This window comes from Candidatus Pseudothioglobus sp. Uisw_050_01 (assembly GCF_048085775.1).
In the GTDB taxonomy this organism is placed as follows: Bacteria; Pseudomonadota; Gammaproteobacteria; order PS1; family Pseudothioglobaceae; genus Pseudothioglobus.
Genome location: NZ_CP159804.1, coordinates 1,672,334 through 1,695,500 on the forward strand (window position 1 = coordinate 1,672,334; position 23,167 = coordinate 1,695,500).

Consider the following 23,167-nt stretch of genomic DNA (forward strand, 5'->3'; position numbering starts at 1 on the left):
ATCCTCTTTTTACTGTCTCATTTTGGATCCAGAAGGATCATATAGTGGTTTCATTTCTACCGAAGCCTTATGAAATTCGCCTAATATCTCCACTTCTAGGCCTATACTAGGATCAATCAATTCAACTGGAAGATAGGTCATAGCAAGGGATTTTCTAACCGAGTGGCCGTACCCCCCTGAGGTAATATAAGAGACACACTTGCCGTTATACATTACCGCTTCATCTCCACTCACATCAGTTTCTGTATCAATTTGAATGACTGAAAGCTTTTTAATTGGACCATTCTTTTTTTCTATTAAGGCAGCTTTTTTACCAATAAAGTCACCCTCCCAATTAACAAAGTAATCCATTCCAGACTCCATTAAAGTAAAGTCAGGGCGAAAATCCATTGTCCATGCTCCCCAATTTTTCTCAAGCCTCATTGACATTAACGCTCGTCCACCAAACCACTTTAGTCCAAGATCTTTTCCAGCCTTATCTATTTCCTCAAAAAGCTTTAATTGGTATTGTGGTGAGACATATATTTCATAACCAAGCTCTCCTGTAAATGAAATTCTGACACATAATGCAGGAACGCCAGCTATAAAGGTATCCCTTATATCGCGAAACTTAAAAGCTTCAGAGCTGACATCTTCTCTCGTAAGCTTTGACAATAATTCTCTTGACTTTGGTCCAGATATTGCAATACCATGAAAATCATCTGTCATGTTTTGATAGAGGACATCGTCTATACCCTCAAGATGTTTTTCAAACCATCGAAGGTGCATATTTTGTGCTGCACTTGAGCCAAATAAATAATAGGTCTCTTCATCAATACAGGAAACTGTTAGGTCACCATTCAACTTACCACTCTCTAGTAGCATGGGTGATAAGTTAACGCGGCCTTTACTAGGAATATGTCCAGCAAGAATTTTTTCTAAGAAAGCTTTCGCTCCTTTCCCAGTAAACTTATGATTCGCAAAGTTTGCAACTTCGATTGCACCAACAGATTCGCGAACAGCATTGACCTCACTTGCAACATAATCATGGGATCTTGATCGATGAAATGTAGGGTCTTCATAAGCATCCTCTGGCGAGTTTGCAAACCATAAAACATTTTCGAGTCCAAAAGTGTCTTGCCAGACTGCGCCTTTATGAGTTAAGCGATCATAAATAGATGTGGTTTTTTGCCGCCTTCCTTTAGGTAGTGTTTCGTTTGGAAACGTCATTACAAATCGTCTTTCATAATTTTCAGAGGATTTAGTAACGCCCCATTGAGGTGTCGCAAAGCTTCCAAAGCGTGCAATGTCCATTGCCCAAACATCGACTGATGGTTCCCCTTCAATCATCCACTCAGCAAGAGTTTTCCCAACTCCGCCTGCTTGACAAAAACCAGCCATAACACCTACAGCTGTCCAATAATTTTTCATACCTGGAACAGGCCCAATCATAGGATTGCCATCTGGAGAAAATACAAATGGCCCATTAATAATGTTTTTAATGCCAGCGGTTGCTAGCGCAGGAATACGCTCATATGCTAGCTCCAATCGATCTGCGATATTATCAAGTTTTGGCTCCAATAAATCATGCCCAAAGGTCTGTGGTGTTCCGTCAAGAGACCAAGGAGTAGATCGAGGCTCATAGGTCCCCAGCAACATGCCAGTATTTTCTTGGCGCGTGTATATATTTGCTTCAAAATCAATAAAACTAGGTAAGCGTTGGCCATCCGCTAAGCCAGCAATCTTTTCAATCTCTTCAGTAATTAAATAGTGATGCTCCATCGGAACAACAGGCAAATGTACTCCAGACATCCGCCCAAGTTCACGTGCCCAAAGACCGCCAGCATTAACAATATGCTCTGCATGGATATTCCCTTTCTCGCTCACGACATCCCAAGATCCATCTGCCCTTTGGTTGGTCTCAATAACTGGTGTATGCGTATAAAATTCAGCGCCATGAACGCGTGCAGATTTTGCATAAGCATAGACAACGCCAGAAGGGTCAACATCCCCCTCAGTTGGATCCCATAGTGCAGCCACATAATGTTTAGGGTCAATTAATGGGTGCTTATCTACCACCTCATCTAACGATACAAATTCTTGGTCTAAACCCAATGTTCTAGCCTTAGAGCGCTCTCGTTTGAGGTAGTCATACCAGCTTTGATTTGAAGCTAAGTAGAAGCCTCCTGTTTTGTGAAGACTAATTGAGTGGCCTGAAGTCTCCTCAATTTCTTTGTATAAATTAATTGTATAGTCTTGTAACTTGGAAACATTCGGATCAGAACTAACTGTATGAAATGAGCCCGCTGCATGCCAACTTGAGCCAGATGTTAATTCATCCCTTTCAAGAAGAACAACATCTTTCCACCCCATTTTTGCAAGGTGAAAAAGAATCGAGCAGCCTACTACGCCGCCCCCAATAACAACAACTCTTGCAGAATCTTTCATAACCAATCCCTTAATAAAAAAGTGCCCCTATAAAGGAGCGGCTCCACCCTCTGCAACCCTTTTGTCAACAAAAGCTGAAAGTCTTTCTTCCACTTCTGGCTTTAACTTTGGCTCTTCATACTCTTCTAAGAGCTGCTTCCATATTTTATTTGCTCGTTGAGTTGCAGTTTCTGAACCTGCATCCCTCCAAGATTCAAAATTTCTCCAGTCTGAAAGCATTGGGTTGTAGTGTTCAGTCTCATATCGATCCAAAGTTTGTTGAGCTGCAAAAAAATGATTTGCAGGGCCGACCTCTGCAATCGCTTCTACCCCTAAGGTATCTTTATTCACAATTGTGGGTTGAAGAAAAGCCTCCATCATTTGGTTCATCTCAGCGTCTAAAATTACTTTCTCATAAGATGCGCAAAGTCCTCCCTCTATCCAGCCATGGCCATGTAGAATAAAATTTACTTGGCCCAGCAAGCAAGCCCATAGAGACATTTGTGACTCATATACTGATTGCTCATCTGGAGCATTAGAGGCATTAGCATTAGATGCTCTAAGAGGAATTTTATATTTTCTAGCTAGTTGTCCACTTGCGATTGTAGCTTGCGTATATTCTGGCGTACCAAAAGCTGGGGAGCCTGATTTCATATCAACATTTGAAGTAAAGCTGCCATACATTGCAGGAGCTCCTGGCTTAACACATTGATGAAAAGCAAGTCCCGCAAGCGCTTCAGCATTTTGCTGAACTAAGGCACCCGCAACAGTGATCGGCGCCATTGCCCCAGCTAGAGTGAATGGTGTATAAATAACAGGTTGATTATGCTCTGCCATTTCAATAGCACCTTCTAAAAGGGCCTTGTCATAGACCAATGGAGAGTTTGCATTTACAACTGTAGTAATTGAAGGTTCCTTCAGAAGGGTTTCTTTATTAATCCCTCTACTAATTCGGACAATTTCAATAACATCAAGCATCCTCTCACTGCCAATCGCGTATCCAAAAAGGGGTTTTGTTGTGAGACGAGCAGCTGCAGAAACTGCCTTTAAATGCCGCACACTTACATCCAAATCGCAAGGTTCGACAGGGTAACCACCAAATGCATGGACCGTATTTAGCATTTCGCCTAGTTTGATTAAGTTTGTGTAGTCTTCAAAGTTACCTAGAATTCTACCTCTATCTAGATCAGAAACATTGGGTGCACTGGAAACCATTGTATTAATAATAGACTGACCACCAACATGCACATGCCTTTCTTTGTTTCTTCCATGAAGCGTAAACTCACTAGGGGTGGTTGCTATTTTTTCCATTATAAAACCAGGTTCAAATCTAACGCGTCTTCCATCAGAGTCAACGGAGGCACCACCTCGTTTTAAAATCTCTACTGCTCTAGGGGACTGGATGTCCATACCTATATCACATAAAACTTTTAAAGAGGCTTCATGGATTGATTCAATCTCATCCACTGAAAAAATGCTCATCGGCTGAAAAGGATTCTTTTTTTGTCGATAAGGGGCCTGTGTAAAGTTTGTAACTTCTCTAGTGACCTTAGCTCTTCCTCGTCTCATTAATCAATTCTATTTAAATCGTTATAGAATTGATGTTAATTCAAAAATGAATTGAACTCAAGTTAAAAATATTTATTAAAAATAGTGAGCTGTATTCAGCTCACTGAGAAGTTTTTTAGGTTCTTGGAGTTTTTTTGATTCGATCTAAAATATCAACGCCCTGTTGCTTCCAAAAATGCAACAGATCAATGAAAATCCAGTTTTCTGAGAGTTTATCACCTTCACGGCGATACATATCTATAACCCTCATGTCTCCTGGTTTTTCTGATGCAGGCATTCCCATAAAGCCACCGGTAGGAGTAAGGGTAAGGTTAGGCCATCCAAAAAAGCCACCAAAATTACCTTCTGCAAGTTTACAAAGATGGCCATTAGATATACGATCTTTAAATCCTGCCCTAAATGGCCCAGAGTGCTGTTCAGCATACCTTTCAATTGTGTAGCTCGAGCCAATACCGGCAGGGCCCCACCAAATCATATCTTCATTCCAGCTAGCTCTAAGTTCATCAACTAGTGATATTTTTCCTGTGTGTTTCCAACCCTTAATATCTTCAACCATAAAGTTTATTGAAGCAAGTGTCTTTTCGCCATCTTGCATATTTTGTTCTTCAAACAACAAGCCCTCATGAGTCATTGGCCCTGGCTGAACAAGATGAGCCCCTGTTTGAGGTGGAAATGGGTTAAGTCCAACCTGCAGCATGACATGTGGAATGTCAAAAAACATTGCGGTTTCAGTTATCTTTCCATTTTCAACTTTATTAAATTCGCAGTAACGTAATAATGCCATCTTCCTTGAAGGGGCAATTCCAAGCCACTCATTATCAAAGAGACCCATAAGATTTCCCATAGAAACTACCCAGACGGATTCAAATCCATCAATTTGATTTTTTCCTGCAATGAAAATATCCATACGTCTCTGCATATTCTGGAATGCATGACGAAAGGGCTGCCAGAATTTCTTAGAAACATCTTCCGCCTCTGATAATTCATTAAAGGGGTGAAATCCACGCCAAATATAATCTTCACTAATATAGTTTTTTAAAACTTTTGTAATATCATTGCCTTGTGCTGAATCTAATGACTTGTAGTAATCCAATACAATCTTTTTTTCTTGTTGAAAGTTATTCATAATCGTTCATCCTATTTGAGATATTTGTAAGTTTTAGGTCATCCATATTTCTTATTCCAGGTCGGCAGTGGGTCAAATCCCAACTGCAATAAAACATGCGGAACATCAACGAATACCCAGTTTTCTACTAGAAGCTCATTTTCACGGCGCCACCAATCACAGACGCGCATTAAAACTCGCTCGTTGGTTGGACGTTGCCCTAGGAATGGTTTAACGTTAATACCGGTCAAGGATGGCCAGCCTCCTGAGCAGGTGTAATAACCCTCGCCAAATCTTGTGAAGTGTTTTGTAAAGCCATTATTTTTTGTTCCGCCTGACCACCCTTCAAACTGAGATTCAAACGGGACCTGAAATGAAGCGAACTCGTCAACGCCAATAAAAGAACCGAACGCACCTGGTCCATACCACATCATATTTTTATGCCAATAGGGCCGCCAGGCCTCATCCTTTGTCGCTAATTTATCGAGCATATCAGTCACAATTTGATAGCTTTGCTGCCCCTCAGCAGGGTCTAAAGAATTTATAAGGACGCCATCCCGTGACGCAGGCCCCTGTATCAGACCGGTGTACCCTCGCGAATACCCTGGGCCCAAATTCAAAGGCCATTGATTACAGGCAATCATCAGCTCTGGAATGTCTAGGAAGATATAGCTTTCAACAGCCTGATCATTCTCAATACGATGGAATTCGCCATAGCGCAAGTAACTTAGAGTTTTCGTCGCTTTTAGACCAATCCAATCATTTACAAATTGTCCGACATAATATCCAGTTGAGCTAATCCAATTTTGTCCCTCAAATTCTCCAGCCATGAAGATGTCATCTCGCCGATAAAGCCCTTCAAATGAATGCTGAAGTGGGAGTAGAAATTCATTAAGGTAGGTATCCATGCCTATAAATTGATTGAAAGGATGGACTATATTAATATCAGCATCCTGGTCAAAGAAACTTGCGACATTAGAAAAGAAGTCGCCCGGATGGCTTAAAGCTTCGGCATATCTCAAATAGGGTGAACGATCCTGTATTGACATGATTATTTATTATCCAAGATCATTCTTGCGCCTCGTTCTGCAATCATCATGGTTGCTGCTGAGGTATTACCACTTACTATGCTAGGCATAATAGAAGCATCAATCACTCGTAAGTTACTCATTTTTTTTACCTTTAAATCATTTGGGGAGACGACTGCTAAATCATCGACCCCCATCTTGCAAGTCCCAACAGGGTGATAGACTGTTACTGCAGTTTTACGAATGTAGTCTAATAGCTCTTCATCTGATTGGATAGATTTCCCAGGTGCAATTTCTTCACCACGAACTTCATCAAACTCTTTAGATGATAAAACCTCTCTCGCTTTTTTAATCGCTTCAATAATGCTTTGCTCATCCCTGGTATCAGATAAAAAGTTTTGGTCGATCAGTATCTTATGATTCTCACCTTCCTTCTTTATTTTTACTGACCCTGAACTATGTGGCCTTAACAAACATGTAAAAAGAGAATACCCATGCCCAAACTCAAACTTTCTGCCGCGGTGACTTCGGTAAATAGGCGTAAAGTGGAACTGGACATCAGGATACTCAGGCCGACCAAGCTTTGTATCTGCAAAACCTCCAGCTTCAACAAAATTACTCGTCCACCATCCCATCCTTCTAAAAAGAAAGTTAAAAGGAGAGGTAATTATATGGGGCAACAAAGACCTCCATGAAACACCAATTGATTCTGCTTTCTTTGAGCGAACTGTGACCATTGCATCTAAGTGGTCTTGAAGATTTTCACCAACTCCTGGAACATTATGATGACAATTAATTCCTGCCTTTTCAAGCTCCTCCCTATTGCCTATTCCTGAAGATAAAAGTATCCTTGGTGACTCAATGGCACCAGCACATAGTAGAACCTCTTTATTACAATATAATTCTTTATCAATACCATTAACTTTAAGCTTTAAAGACTTAGCAATATCGCTTTCCACCTCAATTGATTGAACTCTGGCATGGGTCATTATGGTTAGATTGGCTCTAAAAACAATAGGCTTAATAAAAGCCCTATAAGAATTAACTCGAGTCCCTTTATCCTGATTAACCTTGTAAATACCCAGACCTAATTGAGATTCATCATTAAAGTCAGAATTCTTTGGAAGCCCTATATGGGTGCCAGCATTAATAAAGCGCATTGCGGTCTTATTGACTTCTTGTGGCATTACAACTGGCCACTCACCGGCTGTTGAATGGTACTTAGGGTTTCCCCCTGTTTGATCATTCTCAAGTTTTTTAAATATCGGCAAGACATCATTATAAGACCAGCCCTTACAACCTAGGGTTTCCCAATTATCGTAATCATTCTTATTACCACGAATATAGATCATGCCATTAATTGAGCTCGATCCCCCAAGGCACCTGCCACGATTAACAGTAATTACACGGTTGTTTAGTTTTTTTTGTGGGACTCCCTTGTAAGCATAGTCAAGCTTCTTATGGTCATATGCAACAGAAAGACCAGCAGGAATTTTCACCCATGGACTCTTATCACTTCCGCCTCCTTCAATCAAACAGACGGTGGTTTTAGGGTCTAAGCTTAATCGATTTGCTAAAACGCATCCGGCGGAACCTGCACCAATAATAATATAATCAAACGAGGACAATGACTAACCCTTAACTGCGCCAGCTGTTAACCCACTAACTAGCTGCCTTTGAAAAAACATAACCAGAATAAATAATGGAATTATTGCGGATACAACTGCTGCTACTGCAAACATAATATTACCTTCTGTTTGAGTGGTGCCCATAAAGCTGGCTATTTTAGGGACCATAGTTTGGTTTTCCTGGGATAGCAGTAACGCTGTAACAGCAAAATCATTATATGCCAAAAGAAATGAGAAGAGTCCAGCAGTAATAACTCCTGGCCACATCACTGGAATAATTACATGTCGAAATGCTTGGAACTGAGTACACCCATCAACCTTTGCACTCTCATCAAGCTCTTTGGGTATTGTTTGAAAAAATGAGTGCAGCATCCACAATGTAAATGGCTGGTTAATCGCTACTAAAACAATAATAGTAGTCGGCAATGTTCCCCAAACATTCCAATCATAGAACGGCTGTAAATAGCCAGAAACAAGAGTGATTGGAGGCAGCGCACGAAAAACAAGTGCAATTATTAGCAGCCAAAATGAATAACGAAACCCAGACCTTGAAAGCGCATAACCACCTAAAGTTGCAAGAGTTAATGATATGAGTACTGTAGAAACACAAACTATCGCTGTATTTAAAAAAGCCCGCCAAAACTCTTCTTGAATCCATGCACCCTCATAACCTGCGCCTGTAAAAGATTTTCCATATACTACTTGTGTTCTCACGCCAGAAAATACATTAGTCCAGTCTCCTTTTGAGAAAAAATCCAGCTCTACTTTGAATGAGCCCCACATAGTCCATAAAAATGGAAAGGCAGCCAAAATTAACCAGAACAATACAAAGCCATATATTAAGATCTGGAGTCCTAATGGTCTTTTTATTTGATTTGAAGTCATATTATTTCTCTGGGTTAAATTCACGCCATGTTCTAATCAATACTGGCATAAGAAGTATGATGACGCCAATAATTGTCAACACTGATGTTGTGGCAGCGGATGACATAAGTCTGATTTCTTGGCCAATATCATTCCATATAATCCATGAAAGAGAGGTCGCATGTGCCGAAGCACTAAAACCAACTATTGGCTCAAATACTCGGAAATTATCCATCAGCTGAATTAAAGCCACAAATGCTACTAGTGGAGATAGATGAGGCACAACGACATGCATAGTTTGCTGAAAGCGTGAGGCCCCATCAATCATTGCTGCCTCTATAGTTTCTTGTGGAACAGTCTGGAGTCCAGCGTAAAAAACAATGAAGGCAAAAGGGGCAGAGTGCCAAACACCGTATACAATAAGTGTTATCCATGTTAGGCCAGTTGATGCCTTAAGTGACAACGTAGGATCTGCAAATAATTCTTGGAGACCTGAACCAATAATACCTCGTGAATCAATCATCCAAAACAGGATCAACGAGCCAACCAAAGGGGTTACAATCATCGGCAGCAATGAAAAGAACACCATGAATCCTTTCAAGTGTCGATGCAGAGAGTTTACTGCTATTGCAATTATAAATCCAAATAATATAACCAGTGGGGTAACCACAAAGGTATAAGTCAAAGTAAAGCTCATTGCTCGATAAAATGGAAGGTTATTTAGACTGGATACAAAATCACTAAAGTTTGTCTTGCTCTCCCAAAGCTCACCTACCTCTTTAAAGGCTAGGTGGTTTCTGTCAGTATAGATTTGAAACCCAACCCACTTACCTTGTGGCTCCTCTTCATTGATTTGTTTACTCGCCTCATGATCAATAGTTGTTTCAGATTTACAACCAAACGGATCACACGATTCAACAACAACCAGAACCTGATCATGGGGTGTATGAAGTGACTGACTTACAATCGAAGTTAGGGGCAAGGCAATGAACAAAAACATTGCTAGGGCTGTAGGTAAAAAGAACCAGAAAAAAGTCTTATGCTTCATATGGAAATAACAAGATTAGAGAAACTCAATTATACAAAAAAAGAAAAGGGCATGTGAAACACACGCCCTAATCTTAGGAGACAAACAACTTACAAAAGCTTATAAATAGCCTTTTTCTGTCGCAGCAGTTGTGTATGCCGCTTCTAAACCAATTAAAGCTTGCTCAGCATTTTCTTTGCCTTGCATGAAGTCAACTAATTCAGCACCTGCAGCTGAATGCATTAGACCTGCATATGGCAACATTGGATAAGGCTTAGTTCCCATTGCAGCAGCAGCAAATACACCTGCAGCAGCTGGAGTAGGTTCATAACCATCAATTAACCAAACAGCTTGTGGCGAAGTCGTTTCGTTCAACATAGCTGGACGAATTGCATGCATCATAGCCATAAAAGTAGCCTCTGCATCTGCATCTGAAATATTCTTAGCTACAGTAAATCCATCCCACCATAGAGTTGAAGCTGCAGTTGTACCACCACCAACTGTCATAGGGCCAGCAGTAGCTGTAGCTGCTACTACAGCAGCATCTACTTCATCACCTTTAAGGGCTCCGATACGTGATCCCCACATATTCATAAGAGCAACGTTACCAGCTTTCCATTCGGCACTTGTTGCGTTTGAATCATGAGTTAAATAGTCAGGGTTCATAAAGTGAGATAACTGCTTCATCATGTTAAGTGTATCGTAACCATGCTGATTGTTAACAGCAATCTTAGCTGTACCAGGCTCAAAGAACTCGCCACCATGACCAATATACATATTAACAAATTCCTCAGCTAAGTTCCAGCCTGAAGCATAAGCACCGCCAATAGGGTTCTTCATCAAACCACTAGAACGAATTCTTGCAGCAGCTTCTAACATTGCTTCATAAGTAGTAGGCACCGCAATTCCTAACTGGTCCAAAATATCTGATCTATAAGTTAGATGTTGAGCGTTCGCCATGAAGGCAATACCCATAATATTTCCATCAATTGTAACTAACTGACTTTTCTGAAGACCTTGTCCATGCTTAGCAACTAGATCATTCAAAGGTCTAATCACATCATTGTTCATAAGAGCAACAATTGATGAGTTAGCAACAATAGCTGATGTAAATTCAGCTGGGTTACCAGTCATACCTGGAAGATTAATTTTTTGATGATCAGCAGTTAGGTTTGTTTCAACTGTAACACCACCACCTGCACATTCCATTGCACCTGCACCAATCGTTTGGATCGCTGGAAACTCATTACCAACAATACTAACTCTTCCTTCAGAGATGCCGCAACCCGCCCATGCACTTGAAGCTAGAGTAGTAAGCGCTACAACTGTAGCGATTTTTCTTAAAAACATAATAACACTCCTTTTTTTCAATTAAATACAAATTAATAATACATCGTAGCAAACATTAAAAAAAAATTGCATACGATTGCAAACGATTATATCACAGAGTCTTAATCTCTACATAACTTTTTATTCACCATATTAGACCGAGACATACTATCTAAAATTTCTCAATAACAACATTACTAAAAACTCAAAAAATTTATGTTCTTGATTTTTCGAAATCTTCCCATGCACTTTTAAAGCTATCAAAATTAAAACCTTTCTTTTCAGCAGGACCGAGTATTAACTGCTCTGAAGCAAATAACTTATGGATAGCGTCCTTTAAACCATTAATAACCTCTTTAGGGATTACAACTGCGCCGTGAAGGTCGGCATGAATTAAATCATTTGGCGAAACACTCATACCAAGAACACTAATTTTTGTATCAATTTCTCGTACGTGAACAAATCCATGACTTGGACCAATAGAGCCTGCAACGACTGGAAAATCTTCTGCAAGATCACCAAGATCTCTCATAACTCCGTTAGTCAGTGCCCCAGAAAGGCCGAACCCTTTGTGAACCTTCGTATTAACCTCACCCCAATAAGCTCCAATACAATTTGGATAATCAACATCCTCAATTACAGCAACGGCAGGGCCAGTAACTTCTGACATATAGCGGTAATAATTCATCCTCCGCTCTTTAATTATCTCTTGATCTTCTTTTGGCGGACTCAGTGCAGCAATTTTTGCAGTTTTGGCAAAACCAACCATTGCTCCACCCTTGGGTACCGAGCAAATCATGGTTCCACGAGTAAACTCTGAAAAACCCCTCTTTCCTTGTGCTACTTCAATTGCGTTACATACAGTAGGTGTATCTACTGATTGAAGAAGGGTAAGTAATTCTTGATCTAGTTCATAAGCCATGTTTTTAATATCTCCGTAGTTTTCTCTGGTTGTTCTAATGTTGGCAAATGACCGGCATTTTCAATTACCTCTAAAGTTGAGTTACTAATTATATTATGCATCAATTCATGCTTCTCTAGAGGGCATAATTTATCTTCCAAGCCGCACATTATCAACACGGGAATATTAAGTAAGTTAAGGGCCTCCTCTTGATCAATTCTTCCTTGGAGGGCTCTTGACTGGTTAACAAAAACTTTAGGACCTAAAGAAAGGGCCATATCCATGCAGATATTTAAAATAATATCTGGATTATCGCTATCCGCTAAATATTTAGGTTTCATCTCATCACGAATAACATTTATTAATTTTCCTGATAAAGCATCACTTATTTGAGGTTCACGCTTAGCCTTCACTTCCTCTAATTCAGATTTAGGATTGGTATCAATTAACACCAATTTTTCAACTCTTTCTGGTGCCTGTGAACAAATTTCCATTGCTACAATACCACCCATAGAGTGGCCAGCAAGGCTGAATTTTGGTGGCGCATGACTTAAAACATCGGCCGCCAAGTCACTAATATTATCATGTTTAGAAATATCTGCAATATGCACCGATACCTCAGCGAGAAGAACCTCTATTTGTGGAGCAAAAATGCGCTCGTCACACATCATTCCAGGAATCATTACAAGGGGTGTCATAATCTATTACTTACAAGCGCAGCACCCTCAGATAAAGACTTTAATTTAGCAAAAGCAATTTCTGGATCGACCGCTCCAAACCCTGCAAATGTTCCAAAACCACAGTCTGATCCTGCAATTACTCTTTCACCCCCTACTATATTAACAAATTTTTCGATGCGCTCTGCCACTAGCTCAGGATGCTCAATGAAGTTAGTGGTTGTATCAACAACACCAGGTACAAGTATTTTTGTATCTGGTATTTCGCTTTTACGATCTCTAAAAACTGTCCATTCATGAGCATGGCGTGGGTTTGAAGTTTCAAATAAAGTATATCGAGCTTTTGCCTTCATAAGAGTTCCAAAAACCTTATTCATATCTATATCACAACAGTGGGGACCTTCATAATTCCCCCAACAAATATGAATTCTAACCTTCTCTTCTGGGACATTCTTAAGCGCATGATTTAAAGCTTCAACATGTGACTCAATAATCTTTATAAACTCTGAGTCAGACAAGTCACTAAATAGCATATGCCTAGAAAGTGCTAGATCAGGACAATCTAACTGTAAGTCTAAACCTGACCCCACAATAGTTTCATACTCATCTCTCATAGCATCGGCCAAGGCGGCCAGATAAGAATCCCTTGAAGGATAGTAGTCATTTTGTAAAAATAGTGAAATAACACCAGGCGAAGCTGCATTCATAAAACCTCTATTAATGCTATTTTTAGCCATTGCAGATTTCAAATTAGATATATCCTTTTGAAGCTCTCCTTGGCCTTTTGACTTTACTTCACTTGTGCACATTGGTCTTGAATATTGAGGAGTTCCACCATCATCGGATAGCCTTTTAAGAAAGCCTGGAAACATCTTTAAGTCTTCTGGCGCATTTCGAGCACTGTCACCTGAGAAACCTGTATATCTGTCTTTTACATAGGTTGCATATGATATTTTTGATGTCTCCCCATCACTAACAATATCGATACCTGCATTTTTTTGCTTCTCAACAGTCTTTAAAACATTCTCTTCCATGCACTCATCAAAACTCTTCTCATTATATTTTTGACTATTTTCTCTTGCAAAAATATAGTCAACAACTTCTTGAGTTCTTGGAAGTGAGCCTACGTGACTAGTTAATATTCTACTCATTCATTACTCCTTAATAATATATAAAAAAGGTCATTCCCTTATAGCTTTGTTAGGTCATTGGCAGCCAAATAATCCGTTACAAACTCAGCACCACTAAAATCATTACCTTGTGTATTCGCTCCCGGGAATCCAATACACTGGATACCTGCTTCTAAAGCAGACTGCATACTAATTTCAGAGTCCTCAATGGCAATGCAATCTTTTGCATCTAGATGCAGTTCAGAGAGAGCTTTTAGGTATATATCTGGACTTGGCTTTGGATTAGATACCATTTTATTGTTACCAATGAAACTGAAATCATTGCGCTTTATCTGATCTCCTAATGCATAAAAGACAGCATCAATATTGACTTTTGAAGTATTTGTCACGAATGCTAGTAGTAAACTACTATCCAGTGAATGACTAATAAGGCTTGCTACACCAGGGCGGAGTAGGATGGATTCTTTGGCCATAAAACTATCAAAGATTTTAGTTTTTTGTCTATGCAGATGCATTGCATCTATATCCACACCACGTTGAATCGCATAGTTTTTGATCCTCTCACAGCCTCCAGACTTTGCCAATAGCTTCTGGTACTCATCAGGACTCCAATTCCAGTCAAGTTCAGCCTCAGAAAATGCCTGGTTGAATGAGCGACGTTGAAGCTCAGAGGTTTCAACAAGTGTCCCAATCGATCCAAAAAGAATTGCTTTGTGATTCATTATCATGTCCTTAAAAATTAGCTTTTCCATGTTGGGCCTGCTTGATCATCAGTCTTTGTGACCCTGAAAAGACTTGCACTTCTCAAATCTTTTGGGACAATCTTATGCAACATTTCAGGGCGTATCAAACATGTGTCCCCAGGAGAAAGAGTTGCAACATTGTCATCCCACTCTAGAGACCATTCACCACTCATTATCATATTAACCTCGTATCGACTTGAAGAGTATTGCTCATCAGTAAAAGTGTCGGATGTGATGTAGTCAACTTCAAAACCAGGCCGATCTTTTAAAATCCCATCTACCCCAATAACATTTAGCGGTAAATTCTGTGACTTTTGCTTTAACTCTGATGAGCTGACAAAAAAATTATTAATAAACTCTTCAGTTGTAATTTCAGAAAAATTTCTAAGATTAGTTTCAGTTAATAATGGCATTGGGTTGACATTTTTTGGCAAAATCTCCCCTTTTTTAGTGTCATATAATAATCCATTTTCACCCAAAATCAGGCCAAAGTCTTTGGCATCATTAATAACCTCAGGTGCCCATATAACGCCTCCCCCTGAATCATCGCCTCCAAGTATTGCCATCAACATTCCATAATCCTCACCAACATTTTCAAATGCGCGAAACATACCTGTAGGAATATTAACGATATCTCCTTCTTCTGCAACTACCTCTCCAGAATCACCATAGCGTCCCCAGAAAAAACGCCATCGACCCTTGAATACGAAGAATACTTCAGCAGTTGTATGCGAGTGTAATGAATTTGTGCAGCCTGGAGGTTGGCCCGCAGCACCAATATTAAAGCCTGGTGATTGATCAATATGAACATACTGATCAGGACTCTCTGATACCCCAGAACCAATAATTGTAAAGTTATCTTTCTGATTTGATCCAGGCGTATGTGCGTCAATAAATGCAGTTTTGCAAGGCTTTAAATCAGCATATCGAACAATACACTTTTCCATTTCTTCTAAAGTCATTATCATCCAGTCTTGAGGATTATTTGCTTCCACATAGAAGTCTCATCAAATAATGTGTACTCTCTTCTTAAGCCCCATGGACCAAATTCAGCATGAGAAACTCCCATCACATATAAATCAGCACCTGTAGGTTCACCAAAAACTCCCCAACCATCATGCTTACCTTTAAGAGACCATCGAACAGCTGCGCGGGGAGACATATATGGATCTTCTCTTCCAATTTGATGCTCGATAGTAAATTTTGCACTCGGCATTGAAGATCGAAGGCCCGTCCAGAACTCATCTGCATCCGAGTAGGAATGGCCTGAAACACCACCAGGATATTCCAAATCACAACCACGGTCATACTCATCATTAATCACTGATTGATCAGAGTCCATAATCCGTTTTAATATATCAACATACTTTTCGCCCCACTCATTAGTGTTGCCCTTTCCTAGATATGGCCCAGGTTGATCCATAGAATCTTTAAAAGGGTGTAGGCATTTATCCATACCACCCTCTGAATCTATCTGCTTTCTAGCAAAGTCTTTTGGATGAACGCCCAGCTGTCTTGCCATAGCGCCTACATCACGAATTAGCCATTCATCATTAACTTGATTATTAATAGCATGGCAATCTGCTATCGTTCTAAAAACAATTTTTGTACCCGTTGCTTTACCAAACTGCCCGTCGCCCATATGAGATGCCGTTGATATAATTCTATGGGATGACAACATTCCTGTCTCAGGAGTACCAGACCAGATTACATCTTCACCTAAGAGTTGACGATCTGGAAATTCAGATAAGGTTGCTTTGGTCGCCTCTATAACTGGCTTATTGCCAATTATCAGGGAGTGGGGGGATCTTAATATAATATCATCCGAATAAAGATAAAGCAGTTTATCAATTCCTCGATCTTCCCAAATTTCATGAGTAATGCCATTTATCCAATCTGGAAAATTAGCATATTTTGAATCAAAACCTTTCATAAATTAAACTCCATAGTTATCTAAAATTTTTGCAGATCCTCTCAGTATTAGAGGACCATCAATTTTTATACGTCTTGGCTTAGTTGAGTTATTTTCAATGCTGTCAATTAATATAGCAACTGTTTCGTCCACCATACGATTTGCACGCTGCCTTACAGTTGTTAGACTATAAGCTAGCCATTTGGCAACCGGGACATCATCAAAACCAACAACTGAAACCTGGTCAGGTATTTTTAGTCCAAGCTCAAAGCGCATTACGTCCATTACTGCAAATGCCATATGGTCATTTGCCACAAAAACTGCATCCGGTATTTCACTTGCTGTGAACATTGATCGTGCTGCTTGACGAGCCTCGTCTAAATTGAAGTTACCAACTTCTCGAGCAAAAAGACCCTGTCCATTCTTTTTAAGTACGTCAGTAAATCCTTTCTCTCGATCTCTTTGAGTAGATGCGCCTTCCCAGCCTGCTATATAACCGATTCTTGTATGGCCATTATCACAGAGAAATTGTGCAATTTTTTGCCCCCCAAGTTCATTATCAGAGGTAACTGCTGACAGTCTTTCGTCATCCTGAGTACGATTAAATAAAACAACTGGGATGCCAGCATCAGAACATCTTGATGCTAAGTTAGTAGACATTCCAACAGATGCTGCAATGATTCCATCCACCTGATAGTCTAAAATCTCTTCTACTACGTTATCAATATTTCCTGAAGTATTTGTGGCCATAAAGATCAATACGTGATAACCATTCTTTTGAAGGGCCCCTGATAGAAGCTCTAACGCTTCAGGATAAAAGTAATTATCTAAGTAGGCAACAACAAGGCCTATAATCTTTGTCTTTCCAGTAATTAGTGATCGCGCTACTATATTAGGTCTATATCCAAGTTTCAAAGCAGCCTTTCGAACTAGCTCATTAGTTTTTTTAGAGGATGAAGCTCCAGGTGTAAATACGCGAGATACTGCAGACTGGCTAACGCCAGCTAATTTTGCTACTTCTAATGACGTGACTTTTTTATTTAGCATTAGTCAGCAGTCCAGCCTCCATCAACCATAAGTGCAGAGCCAGTGACCATTGATGAGCCAGCGGAAGCTAAAAATACTACAGCTCCCATGATATCTTCAACCTCTCCAATTCGGCCAATTTTAATCTTACTTTCAATCCACTCTTTACGATCAGGATTATCAAAAGTTGATTGAGTAAGCGGTGTACGTATAAATGTTGGACAGATTGTATTAACTCTAATTTGATGGGAGCCCCACTCAATGGCCATAGCTTTTGTAAATCCCTCTACCGCATGCTTTGATGCTGAATAAACTGCTCTATCAATCCCACCTACATGACCCATCTGAGAAGAAATGTTGATTAATGAGCCAGGTTTTTTTGCTTTTATTAATCCATTTGCTACTGCTTGAGTTACAAAGTATGCGCCGCGAAGATTAACATTCATTACCGCATCAAAATCCTCTAATGATGTATCTTTAGAAGGTGCATGCCTGCCTAAACCAGCACTATTAACTAAAATATCGAATGGCCCTTTATTATCAATAGTTTCTTTAATTGCATTTGTATCAGCAACATCCATCACCATTGCTTCAGCACTTAACCCTTTCGCTTTCATTGCATCAACAACAGAATGAAGTTTATCAATACGTCGAGCTGATACAACAACGTGTGCGCCTGCTTCAGCTAAAGCTACTGCACAACCAAGACCAATACCAGATGAGGCTCCTGTAATTAAAGCAGTCTTGTCATCTAGTCTAAACGATGGTGTAGTTGGTAGCTTCACACTCAATATCCTTTTATATTTCTTGCTTTGTTAAACTCTCTTAATCTTCCGAGTACGTCGACACCCATTTGATCATAAATATCAAGGATATCAAGCATCACCCAGTTTTCTCTTATTTTTCCTTCTTCGAGCCTCCAGAAATCAAGAGAGCGAAGAAAAACTTCTTTGTTAGTTGGAGCTATACCCATCCAACCATCATGGGTAAGAGTTTGTTTCATATTTGGCCAGCCAGTTACGGCTACATAATCTCCATCTCCAAAAAAGTGGTAGCCTACTTTATCTCCCCAGCCATCTCTCTTACTATAAATTGTATCCTTTCCTCTATCAGGCATAGCATTCAAAAATGGAATTTGATGCCAATTTCTAAAACCTTCAACTCCTCTTCCACTTCCTATAGCAGATGGTCCATACCAATTCATTTTTGGATGCCAATAGTAATCCATTTTCATAATCTCAGGGCCGCCCTCAGAAGGGTGTTTTTTCATAGCATCAGCCATTCCTAAAATATGCTCCATTGAAGTGTTACTTTTTTCTAGATCATAAGGCTTATCTGAAATTCCATCCATCGTTGCGGGACCTGGCACACACCATTCTCTTCCAAGTGATGGGGCCATTGGCCAAGAGCCTGACTGTATCATTAGTTCTGGGATGTCCCATAAAGCCTGAACTTCTATTATTTTGTCATCCCGAAAGCAATAAAATTCATGAAATCGCATGTGGGCTATATGGCCTATTGGCGGAATATCTAAAAAAGGTTTCAAGAATGTACCATTATAAAAACCAGCACATCCTATCCACTCTAAATCCTTTTCTGTTTTTCCGCCGATAACAATATAATCACGTCTTTCTAGATCTGGCATTGATTCAAACAAGGGTTTAAGCGCCTGGTTATAAAAATTAGTTGGTCCTGAAATATCTCCAAAAGGATGAGAAAGATGAATAGTAGCTTCCTCATAAAACAAGGAATTAAGATTTTTTCGAACCTCATCTTCGGTAAAACTATACATACTCAATCTTAAGGGCTTTATTAGCTCCTTAAGATAATTAATTCTATGCACTACTGCGCCGCCTTGCCATAAGGAACATCCTCTCCACCATATCGCCTTACTCGAATATTAGCTTGCTCTGCATGACCAACAAATGACTCAAGCATACATAGTCTTGAGCAGTATCTGCCAATCTTAACAGCTGCCTCATCCGTTGTAATTTTTTGGTAGCTATGCGTTTTAAGATACTTACCAACCCAAAGACCACCAGTATAACGTCCAGCTTTTTTTGTTGGTAAAGTATGATTGGTTCCAATTACTTTGTCACCATTAGAAACATTTGTTCTTGGTCCTAAAAATAGCGCTCCGTAGGAATGCATATTTTCTAAAAACCAATCATCGCGATCTGTCATTACCTGAACATGCTCAGATGCAATTTCATTAGCAACATCTAACATCTCATCATAGCTATCACAAAGAATTATTTCACCATACTCTTCCCAGCTCACGGAAGCAGTTTCTGCTGTTGGAAGAATCTTTAAAATTCTATCTATCTCAGAGATTGTTTCTTCTGCCAGATTTTTATTATTAGTTACCAGGACAGCTGGTGAATTATATCCATGCTCAGCCTGGCCTAACAAATCTGTTGCACATAATTCAGCATCTACCGTTTCATCAGCTATCACCATAGTCTCTGTTGGTCCAGCAAACAAGTCAATTCCAACCTTTCCAAATAATTGCCTTTTAGCTTCAGCAACAAATGCATTTCCAGGGCCAACAAGCATATCAACTGGGTCTATTGTTTCAGTACCAAGAGCCATTGCCCCAACAGCCTGAATGCCTCCTATGACATATATATCATGAGCACCGCCAAGATGCATTGCAGCGATAACGGCAGGATTTGGAGAGCCTTTATAGGGAGGCGTGCAAGCAATAATTCTTGGAACTTTTGCAACACTAGCAGTTACAACAGACATGTGCGCTGACGCAACCATTGGGAACTTACCTGCTGGGATATAACACCCAACCGATTGAACTGGGATGTTTTTATGTCCTAATATAACACCAGGCATAGTCTCTACCTCTATATCTTTCATAGAATTTCTCTGCGCTTGCGCAAAGTTTCTAACTTGTTCTTGAGCAAACTTAATGTCCTCAAGATCCTGGGTCGAAACTTGTTTTATTAAATTGTCAATCTCTGTCTGAGTTAATTTGAAGGATTTTGGAGTATAGTTATCAAATTTTTCTGCAAACTCTCTAACTGCCTCATCGCCTCTATCCTCAATGGATCTTAAAGTATTTTTTACAATCTCACTAACCTCAGCATCATCGATAGCCTTAGCAGCATCTGTCTTACCTTTTTTTAAATATGTTATCGCCATAATATCTCCAATTAGTTTGGCTTTGCAGGAGCAATCTCGCCTCGATCATAAGCCTCCCAGCCTTGACCATTAAAAACATCCACATCAAGTTGTGACAAAATACTTGGAAAGTCAACAGTTACCCAGTTGTCTATTATGAGCCCATCCTTAACTTCCCAAAAATCTGTATAGTGAATTTTTACGCGCTTATTAGTTGGCGCTATACCCATGAATTCTCCACTATGAATAGCATCAATATGCCCAAAACAGGACGCCCACTCGCCGTCTACTAAAAATTTATCAGTATTATAAATTCGGTCTGAAAAAGCAGCTCTCAGAGGTAGCTGCCAATTATTACGAAACTCTTCAAGACTTTTCTTGGTACCACATCCATTATTGCCCATCCAACGAAAATCTTTATGAAAATGCTTTTCCATATTATTAGAATTAGTACTTAAGGCCACTTCCATAGCCTTAACAACAGCAAGTGTCATTTTGGATTGTTCATTATGGTCCATTTTTTAAATCTCCAATTTTTTAATTTTTAAGCAGTTTTCCAGTTTTAGAACTGAAAAGTAGACATAAATTTGCTGGCACATTTGCCATAATTGTTGAACCAATCTTGGCATAATAATTTTTATCAGACTTTATGGAAATTAAATCACCACCAGCCTTAACTGAAACCATTGTCATGTCTCCCAATAACTCCATTGAAAATGCTGCTGCTTTAATCGCTCCTTTACTTTTCACAATAAATGCGTCTTCCGCTCTAAATCCAAGGGTTATATCACCAGAATGCTTTTTATTCAGACCTTCAATTTTTACATTATCGCCAGAGAAGACTCCATCTATTATTGTTCCTTTCATCAAGTTCATGGCAGGCGAACCAATAAAGCTTGCAACAAAACTGTTGGCAGGGGTATTGTATATTTCTTGAGGCGTTCCAACCTGTTGGACGAGTCCATTGTTCATAACAACAACACGATCTGCAAGCGTCATTGCCTCAACCTGATCATGCGTTACATAGATTGTGGTAACGCGTAACTTGTGTTGGAGGTTTTTAATTTGCGCTCGGGTAGAGACGCGTAATTTAGCATCAAGGTTTGAAAGTGGTTCATCCATTAAGAATACTGTTGGCTCTCTAACAATTGCTCTTGCCAAAGCTACTCTTTGTCTTTGACCACCAGAAAGCTCTGATGGTTTTCGATGTAAGAAATCATCAAGCTCAACCATTGCAGAAGCCCTCATAACTTTTTCTTTATGAAGCTCTTTGTCAATATTTCTTACTTTTAATGGGAAGCGAATGTTTTCATATACTGTCATATTTGGATAGAGGGCATATGACTGAAAGACCATTGCAACATCACGATCCTTTGGCTCTAGATTGTTTACAATCTCACCATTAATCAGTACCTCTCCACTAGTGACAGTTTCAAGTCCGGCAATCATTCGCATTGTGGTAGTTTTTCCACAGCCTGATGGCCCAAGTAATACCAAAAACTCTTCGTCAGGAATAGTAAGGTTAAAGTTATCTACACCAACGAAATCACCCCAACGCTTTGTAATGTTTTTTAGTTCAATTTTAGCCATATTTTTTTATGTATACTGTTTTAAGAAAATTGCATAGAAAGGTCGTAATGCATACGATTGCAAAATATTATATCACATGCTATTTTTTTTTGATAGTGATGTTGAAATCGTATTTAAATTTCTACTATTAGAAATCGATTTCAGTAGTATATAGATTAATATAACAAACATAAATTTGGAGAAATCATATGACTAACCTTCAACCATCTCGAGAAGTTTTTATTACTTGCGCCGTTACAGGGTCCGGAGATACTACGGGAAAATCTGATAAAGTTCCTATTACGCCTCAACAAATAGCTGATTCATGTATCGAGGCAGCTCAAGCTGGCGCAGCCATTGTTCACATTCATGTTCGCAACCCAAAAACAGGAGTTCCCGCTCGAGACCCAAAGCTCTATGCTGAAGTTGTAAGCATTATTCGTGAGTCAAAGGTTGATATGGTGCTCAATCTAACAGCAGGAATGGGTGGAGATTTAGTATTTGGCTCTGCTGAAAAACCTTTGCCATTAAGTAATGAAGGCACTGATATGGTAGGCGCAACTGAAAGGCTTGACCATGTTAGACAAATACTTCCTGAGATCTGCACTATTGATTGTGGAACAATGAATTTTGGCGAAGGCGGTTATGTCATGACCAATACTCCAGCAGTCCTTAAGGAAATGGCAAGACAAGTTCAAGAACTTGGGGTTAGGCCTGAAATAGAAGTCTTTGATACTGGTCATTTACAGCTTGCCATATGGCTAAAGGAGCAGGGCTTAATTGATAATCCTGTTATGATTCAGTTATGTATGGGTATTCCATGGGGCGCTCCTGATGACTTAAACACCTTCCTTGCAATGACATCAAATATTCCAAAAGATTGGACATTTTCTGCCTTCTCAATTGGTAGAAATCAGTTGCCTTATGTGGCTATGGCCATCCTAGCAGGGGGCAATATTCGTGTTGGACTTGAAGACAATCTTTATCTAAAACGTGGCGTTTTTGCTACCAATGCAGACCTTGTAAAGAAGGCTGTTCAGACGGCAGAGGGGATGGGCTGCACTATTATAGGGCCAGATCAAGTCCGAGATAATATGAAACTCGAAAAACGCTGGGGCTAG

21 protein-coding genes are annotated in these 23,167 nt (G+C 39.7%); 1 reads left to right on the forward strand and 20 read right to left on the reverse strand.

All coding sequences use genetic code 11. The features are described from left to right. Positions 1–9: 9 nt before the first annotated feature. The 20 genes from ABXT51_RS08475 to ABXT51_RS08570 form a co-directional block, all read right to left on the reverse strand. The gene (locus ABXT51_RS08475; protein WP_416695352.1) at positions 10–2,427 is read right to left on the reverse strand and encodes a GcvT family protein; all 2,418 of its coding nucleotides are present in this window, start codon (positions 2,425–2,427) and stop codon (positions 10–12) included. A 27-nt stretch (positions 2,428–2,454) separates the two neighbouring features. Further along, positions 2,455–3,975, reverse strand: a complete 1,521-nt coding sequence (locus ABXT51_RS08480; protein WP_416695354.1) for a trimethylamine methyltransferase family protein — start codon at positions 3,973–3,975, stop codon at positions 2,455–2,457. Between the two features lie 115 nt (positions 3,976–4,090). Further along, complete coding sequence (locus ABXT51_RS08485; RefSeq protein ID WP_416696315.1) at positions 4,091–5,104, reverse strand: ester cyclase; 1,014 nt, start codon at positions 5,102–5,104, stop codon at positions 4,091–4,093. Between the two features lie 35 nt (positions 5,105–5,139). Then, positions 5,140–5,700: a hypothetical protein gene (locus ABXT51_RS08490; RefSeq protein ID WP_416695356.1), complete on the reverse strand. Its 561-nt coding sequence runs from the start codon at positions 5,698–5,700 to the stop codon at positions 5,140–5,142. A 431-nt stretch (positions 5,701–6,131) separates the two neighbouring features. Beyond that, positions 6,132–7,736, reverse strand: coding sequence for a GMC family oxidoreductase (locus tag ABXT51_RS08495; RefSeq protein WP_416695359.1), 1,605 nt, complete (start codon positions 7,734–7,736; stop codon positions 6,132–6,134). A gap of 3 nt (positions 7,737–7,739) precedes the next feature. After that, the gene (locus ABXT51_RS08500) at positions 7,740–8,621 is read right to left on the reverse strand and encodes a carbohydrate ABC transporter permease (protein ID WP_416695361.1); all 882 of its coding nucleotides are present in this window, start codon (positions 8,619–8,621) and stop codon (positions 7,740–7,742) included. A gap of 1 nt (position 8,622) precedes the next feature. Continuing rightward, complete coding sequence (locus ABXT51_RS08505; RefSeq protein WP_416695363.1) at positions 8,623–9,648, reverse strand: carbohydrate ABC transporter permease; 1,026 nt, start codon at positions 9,646–9,648, stop codon at positions 8,623–8,625. 99 nt (positions 9,649–9,747) lie between these two features. Next, positions 9,748–10,977 (reverse strand): ABC transporter substrate-binding protein, encoded by a 1,230-nt coding sequence (locus tag ABXT51_RS08510; RefSeq protein WP_416695365.1) that lies wholly within the window; start codon positions 10,975–10,977, stop codon positions 9,748–9,750. A 193-nt stretch (positions 10,978–11,170) separates the two neighbouring features. Further along, positions 11,171–11,878, reverse strand: coding sequence for an RraA family protein (locus tag ABXT51_RS08515; protein ID WP_416695367.1), 708 nt, complete (start codon positions 11,876–11,878; stop codon positions 11,171–11,173). Next, on the reverse strand, positions 11,863–12,555 hold the full coding sequence (locus ABXT51_RS08520; protein ID WP_416695369.1) for an alpha/beta fold hydrolase: 693 nt from the start codon (positions 12,553–12,555) through the stop codon (positions 11,863–11,865). The genes ABXT51_RS08515 and ABXT51_RS08520 overlap by 16 nt, the downstream gene beginning before the upstream one ends. Continuing rightward, positions 12,552–13,685: a cobalamin-independent methionine synthase II family protein gene (locus tag ABXT51_RS08525; protein WP_416695371.1), complete on the reverse strand. Its 1,134-nt coding sequence runs from the start codon at positions 13,683–13,685 to the stop codon at positions 12,552–12,554. The genes ABXT51_RS08520 and ABXT51_RS08525 overlap by 4 nt, the downstream gene beginning before the upstream one ends. Positions 13,686–13,723: 38 nt before the next feature. Next, complete coding sequence (locus ABXT51_RS08530) at positions 13,724–14,386, reverse strand: HAD-IA family hydrolase (protein ID WP_416695373.1); 663 nt, start codon at positions 14,384–14,386, stop codon at positions 13,724–13,726. Positions 14,387–14,403: 17 nt separating this feature from the next. Further along, positions 14,404–15,369: a cupin domain-containing protein gene (locus ABXT51_RS08535; protein WP_416696316.1), complete on the reverse strand. Its 966-nt coding sequence runs from the start codon at positions 15,367–15,369 to the stop codon at positions 14,404–14,406. Between the two features lie 2 nt (positions 15,370–15,371). Next, complete coding sequence (locus ABXT51_RS08540) at positions 15,372–16,340, reverse strand: nuclear transport factor 2 family protein (RefSeq protein WP_416695375.1); 969 nt, start codon at positions 16,338–16,340, stop codon at positions 15,372–15,374. 3 nt (positions 16,341–16,343) lie between these two features. Beyond that, positions 16,344–17,366 carry a LacI family DNA-binding transcriptional regulator gene (locus ABXT51_RS08545; RefSeq protein ID WP_416695377.1) on the reverse strand — a complete coding sequence of 341 codons (1,023 nt, stop codon included), beginning with the start codon at positions 17,364–17,366 and terminating at the stop codon, positions 16,344–16,346. Beyond that, positions 17,366–18,130 carry an SDR family NAD(P)-dependent oxidoreductase gene (locus ABXT51_RS08550; RefSeq protein ID WP_271556908.1) on the reverse strand — a complete coding sequence of 255 codons (765 nt, stop codon included), beginning with the start codon at positions 18,128–18,130 and terminating at the stop codon, positions 17,366–17,368. The genes ABXT51_RS08545 and ABXT51_RS08550 overlap by 1 nt, the downstream gene beginning before the upstream one ends. 2 nt (positions 18,131–18,132) lie before the next feature. Beyond that, entirely contained in the window at positions 18,133–19,137 is a 1,005-nt protein-coding gene (locus ABXT51_RS08555) for an ester cyclase (RefSeq protein ID WP_416695379.1), read from the reverse strand. 50 nt (positions 19,138–19,187) lie between these two features. After that, the gene (hisD, locus tag ABXT51_RS08560) at positions 19,188–20,498 is read right to left on the reverse strand and encodes a histidinol dehydrogenase (RefSeq protein ID WP_416695381.1); all 1,311 of its coding nucleotides are present in this window, start codon (positions 20,496–20,498) and stop codon (positions 19,188–19,190) included. Between the two features lie 11 nt (positions 20,499–20,509). Next, positions 20,510–20,995, reverse strand: coding sequence for an ester cyclase (locus tag ABXT51_RS08565; RefSeq protein WP_416695383.1), 486 nt, complete (start codon positions 20,993–20,995; stop codon positions 20,510–20,512). A gap of 19 nt (positions 20,996–21,014) precedes the next feature. After that, the gene (locus tag ABXT51_RS08570; protein ID WP_416695385.1) at positions 21,015–22,067 is read right to left on the reverse strand and encodes an ABC transporter ATP-binding protein; all 1,053 of its coding nucleotides are present in this window, start codon (positions 22,065–22,067) and stop codon (positions 21,015–21,017) included. A 188-nt stretch (positions 22,068–22,255) separates the two neighbouring features. Here ABXT51_RS08570 and ABXT51_RS08575 point away from each other — a divergent pair, with 188 nt between their 5' ends. Continuing rightward, positions 22,256–23,167 carry a 3-keto-5-aminohexanoate cleavage protein gene (locus ABXT51_RS08575; RefSeq protein ID WP_416695387.1) on the forward strand — a complete coding sequence of 304 codons (912 nt, stop codon included), beginning with the start codon at positions 22,256–22,258 and terminating at the stop codon, positions 23,165–23,167.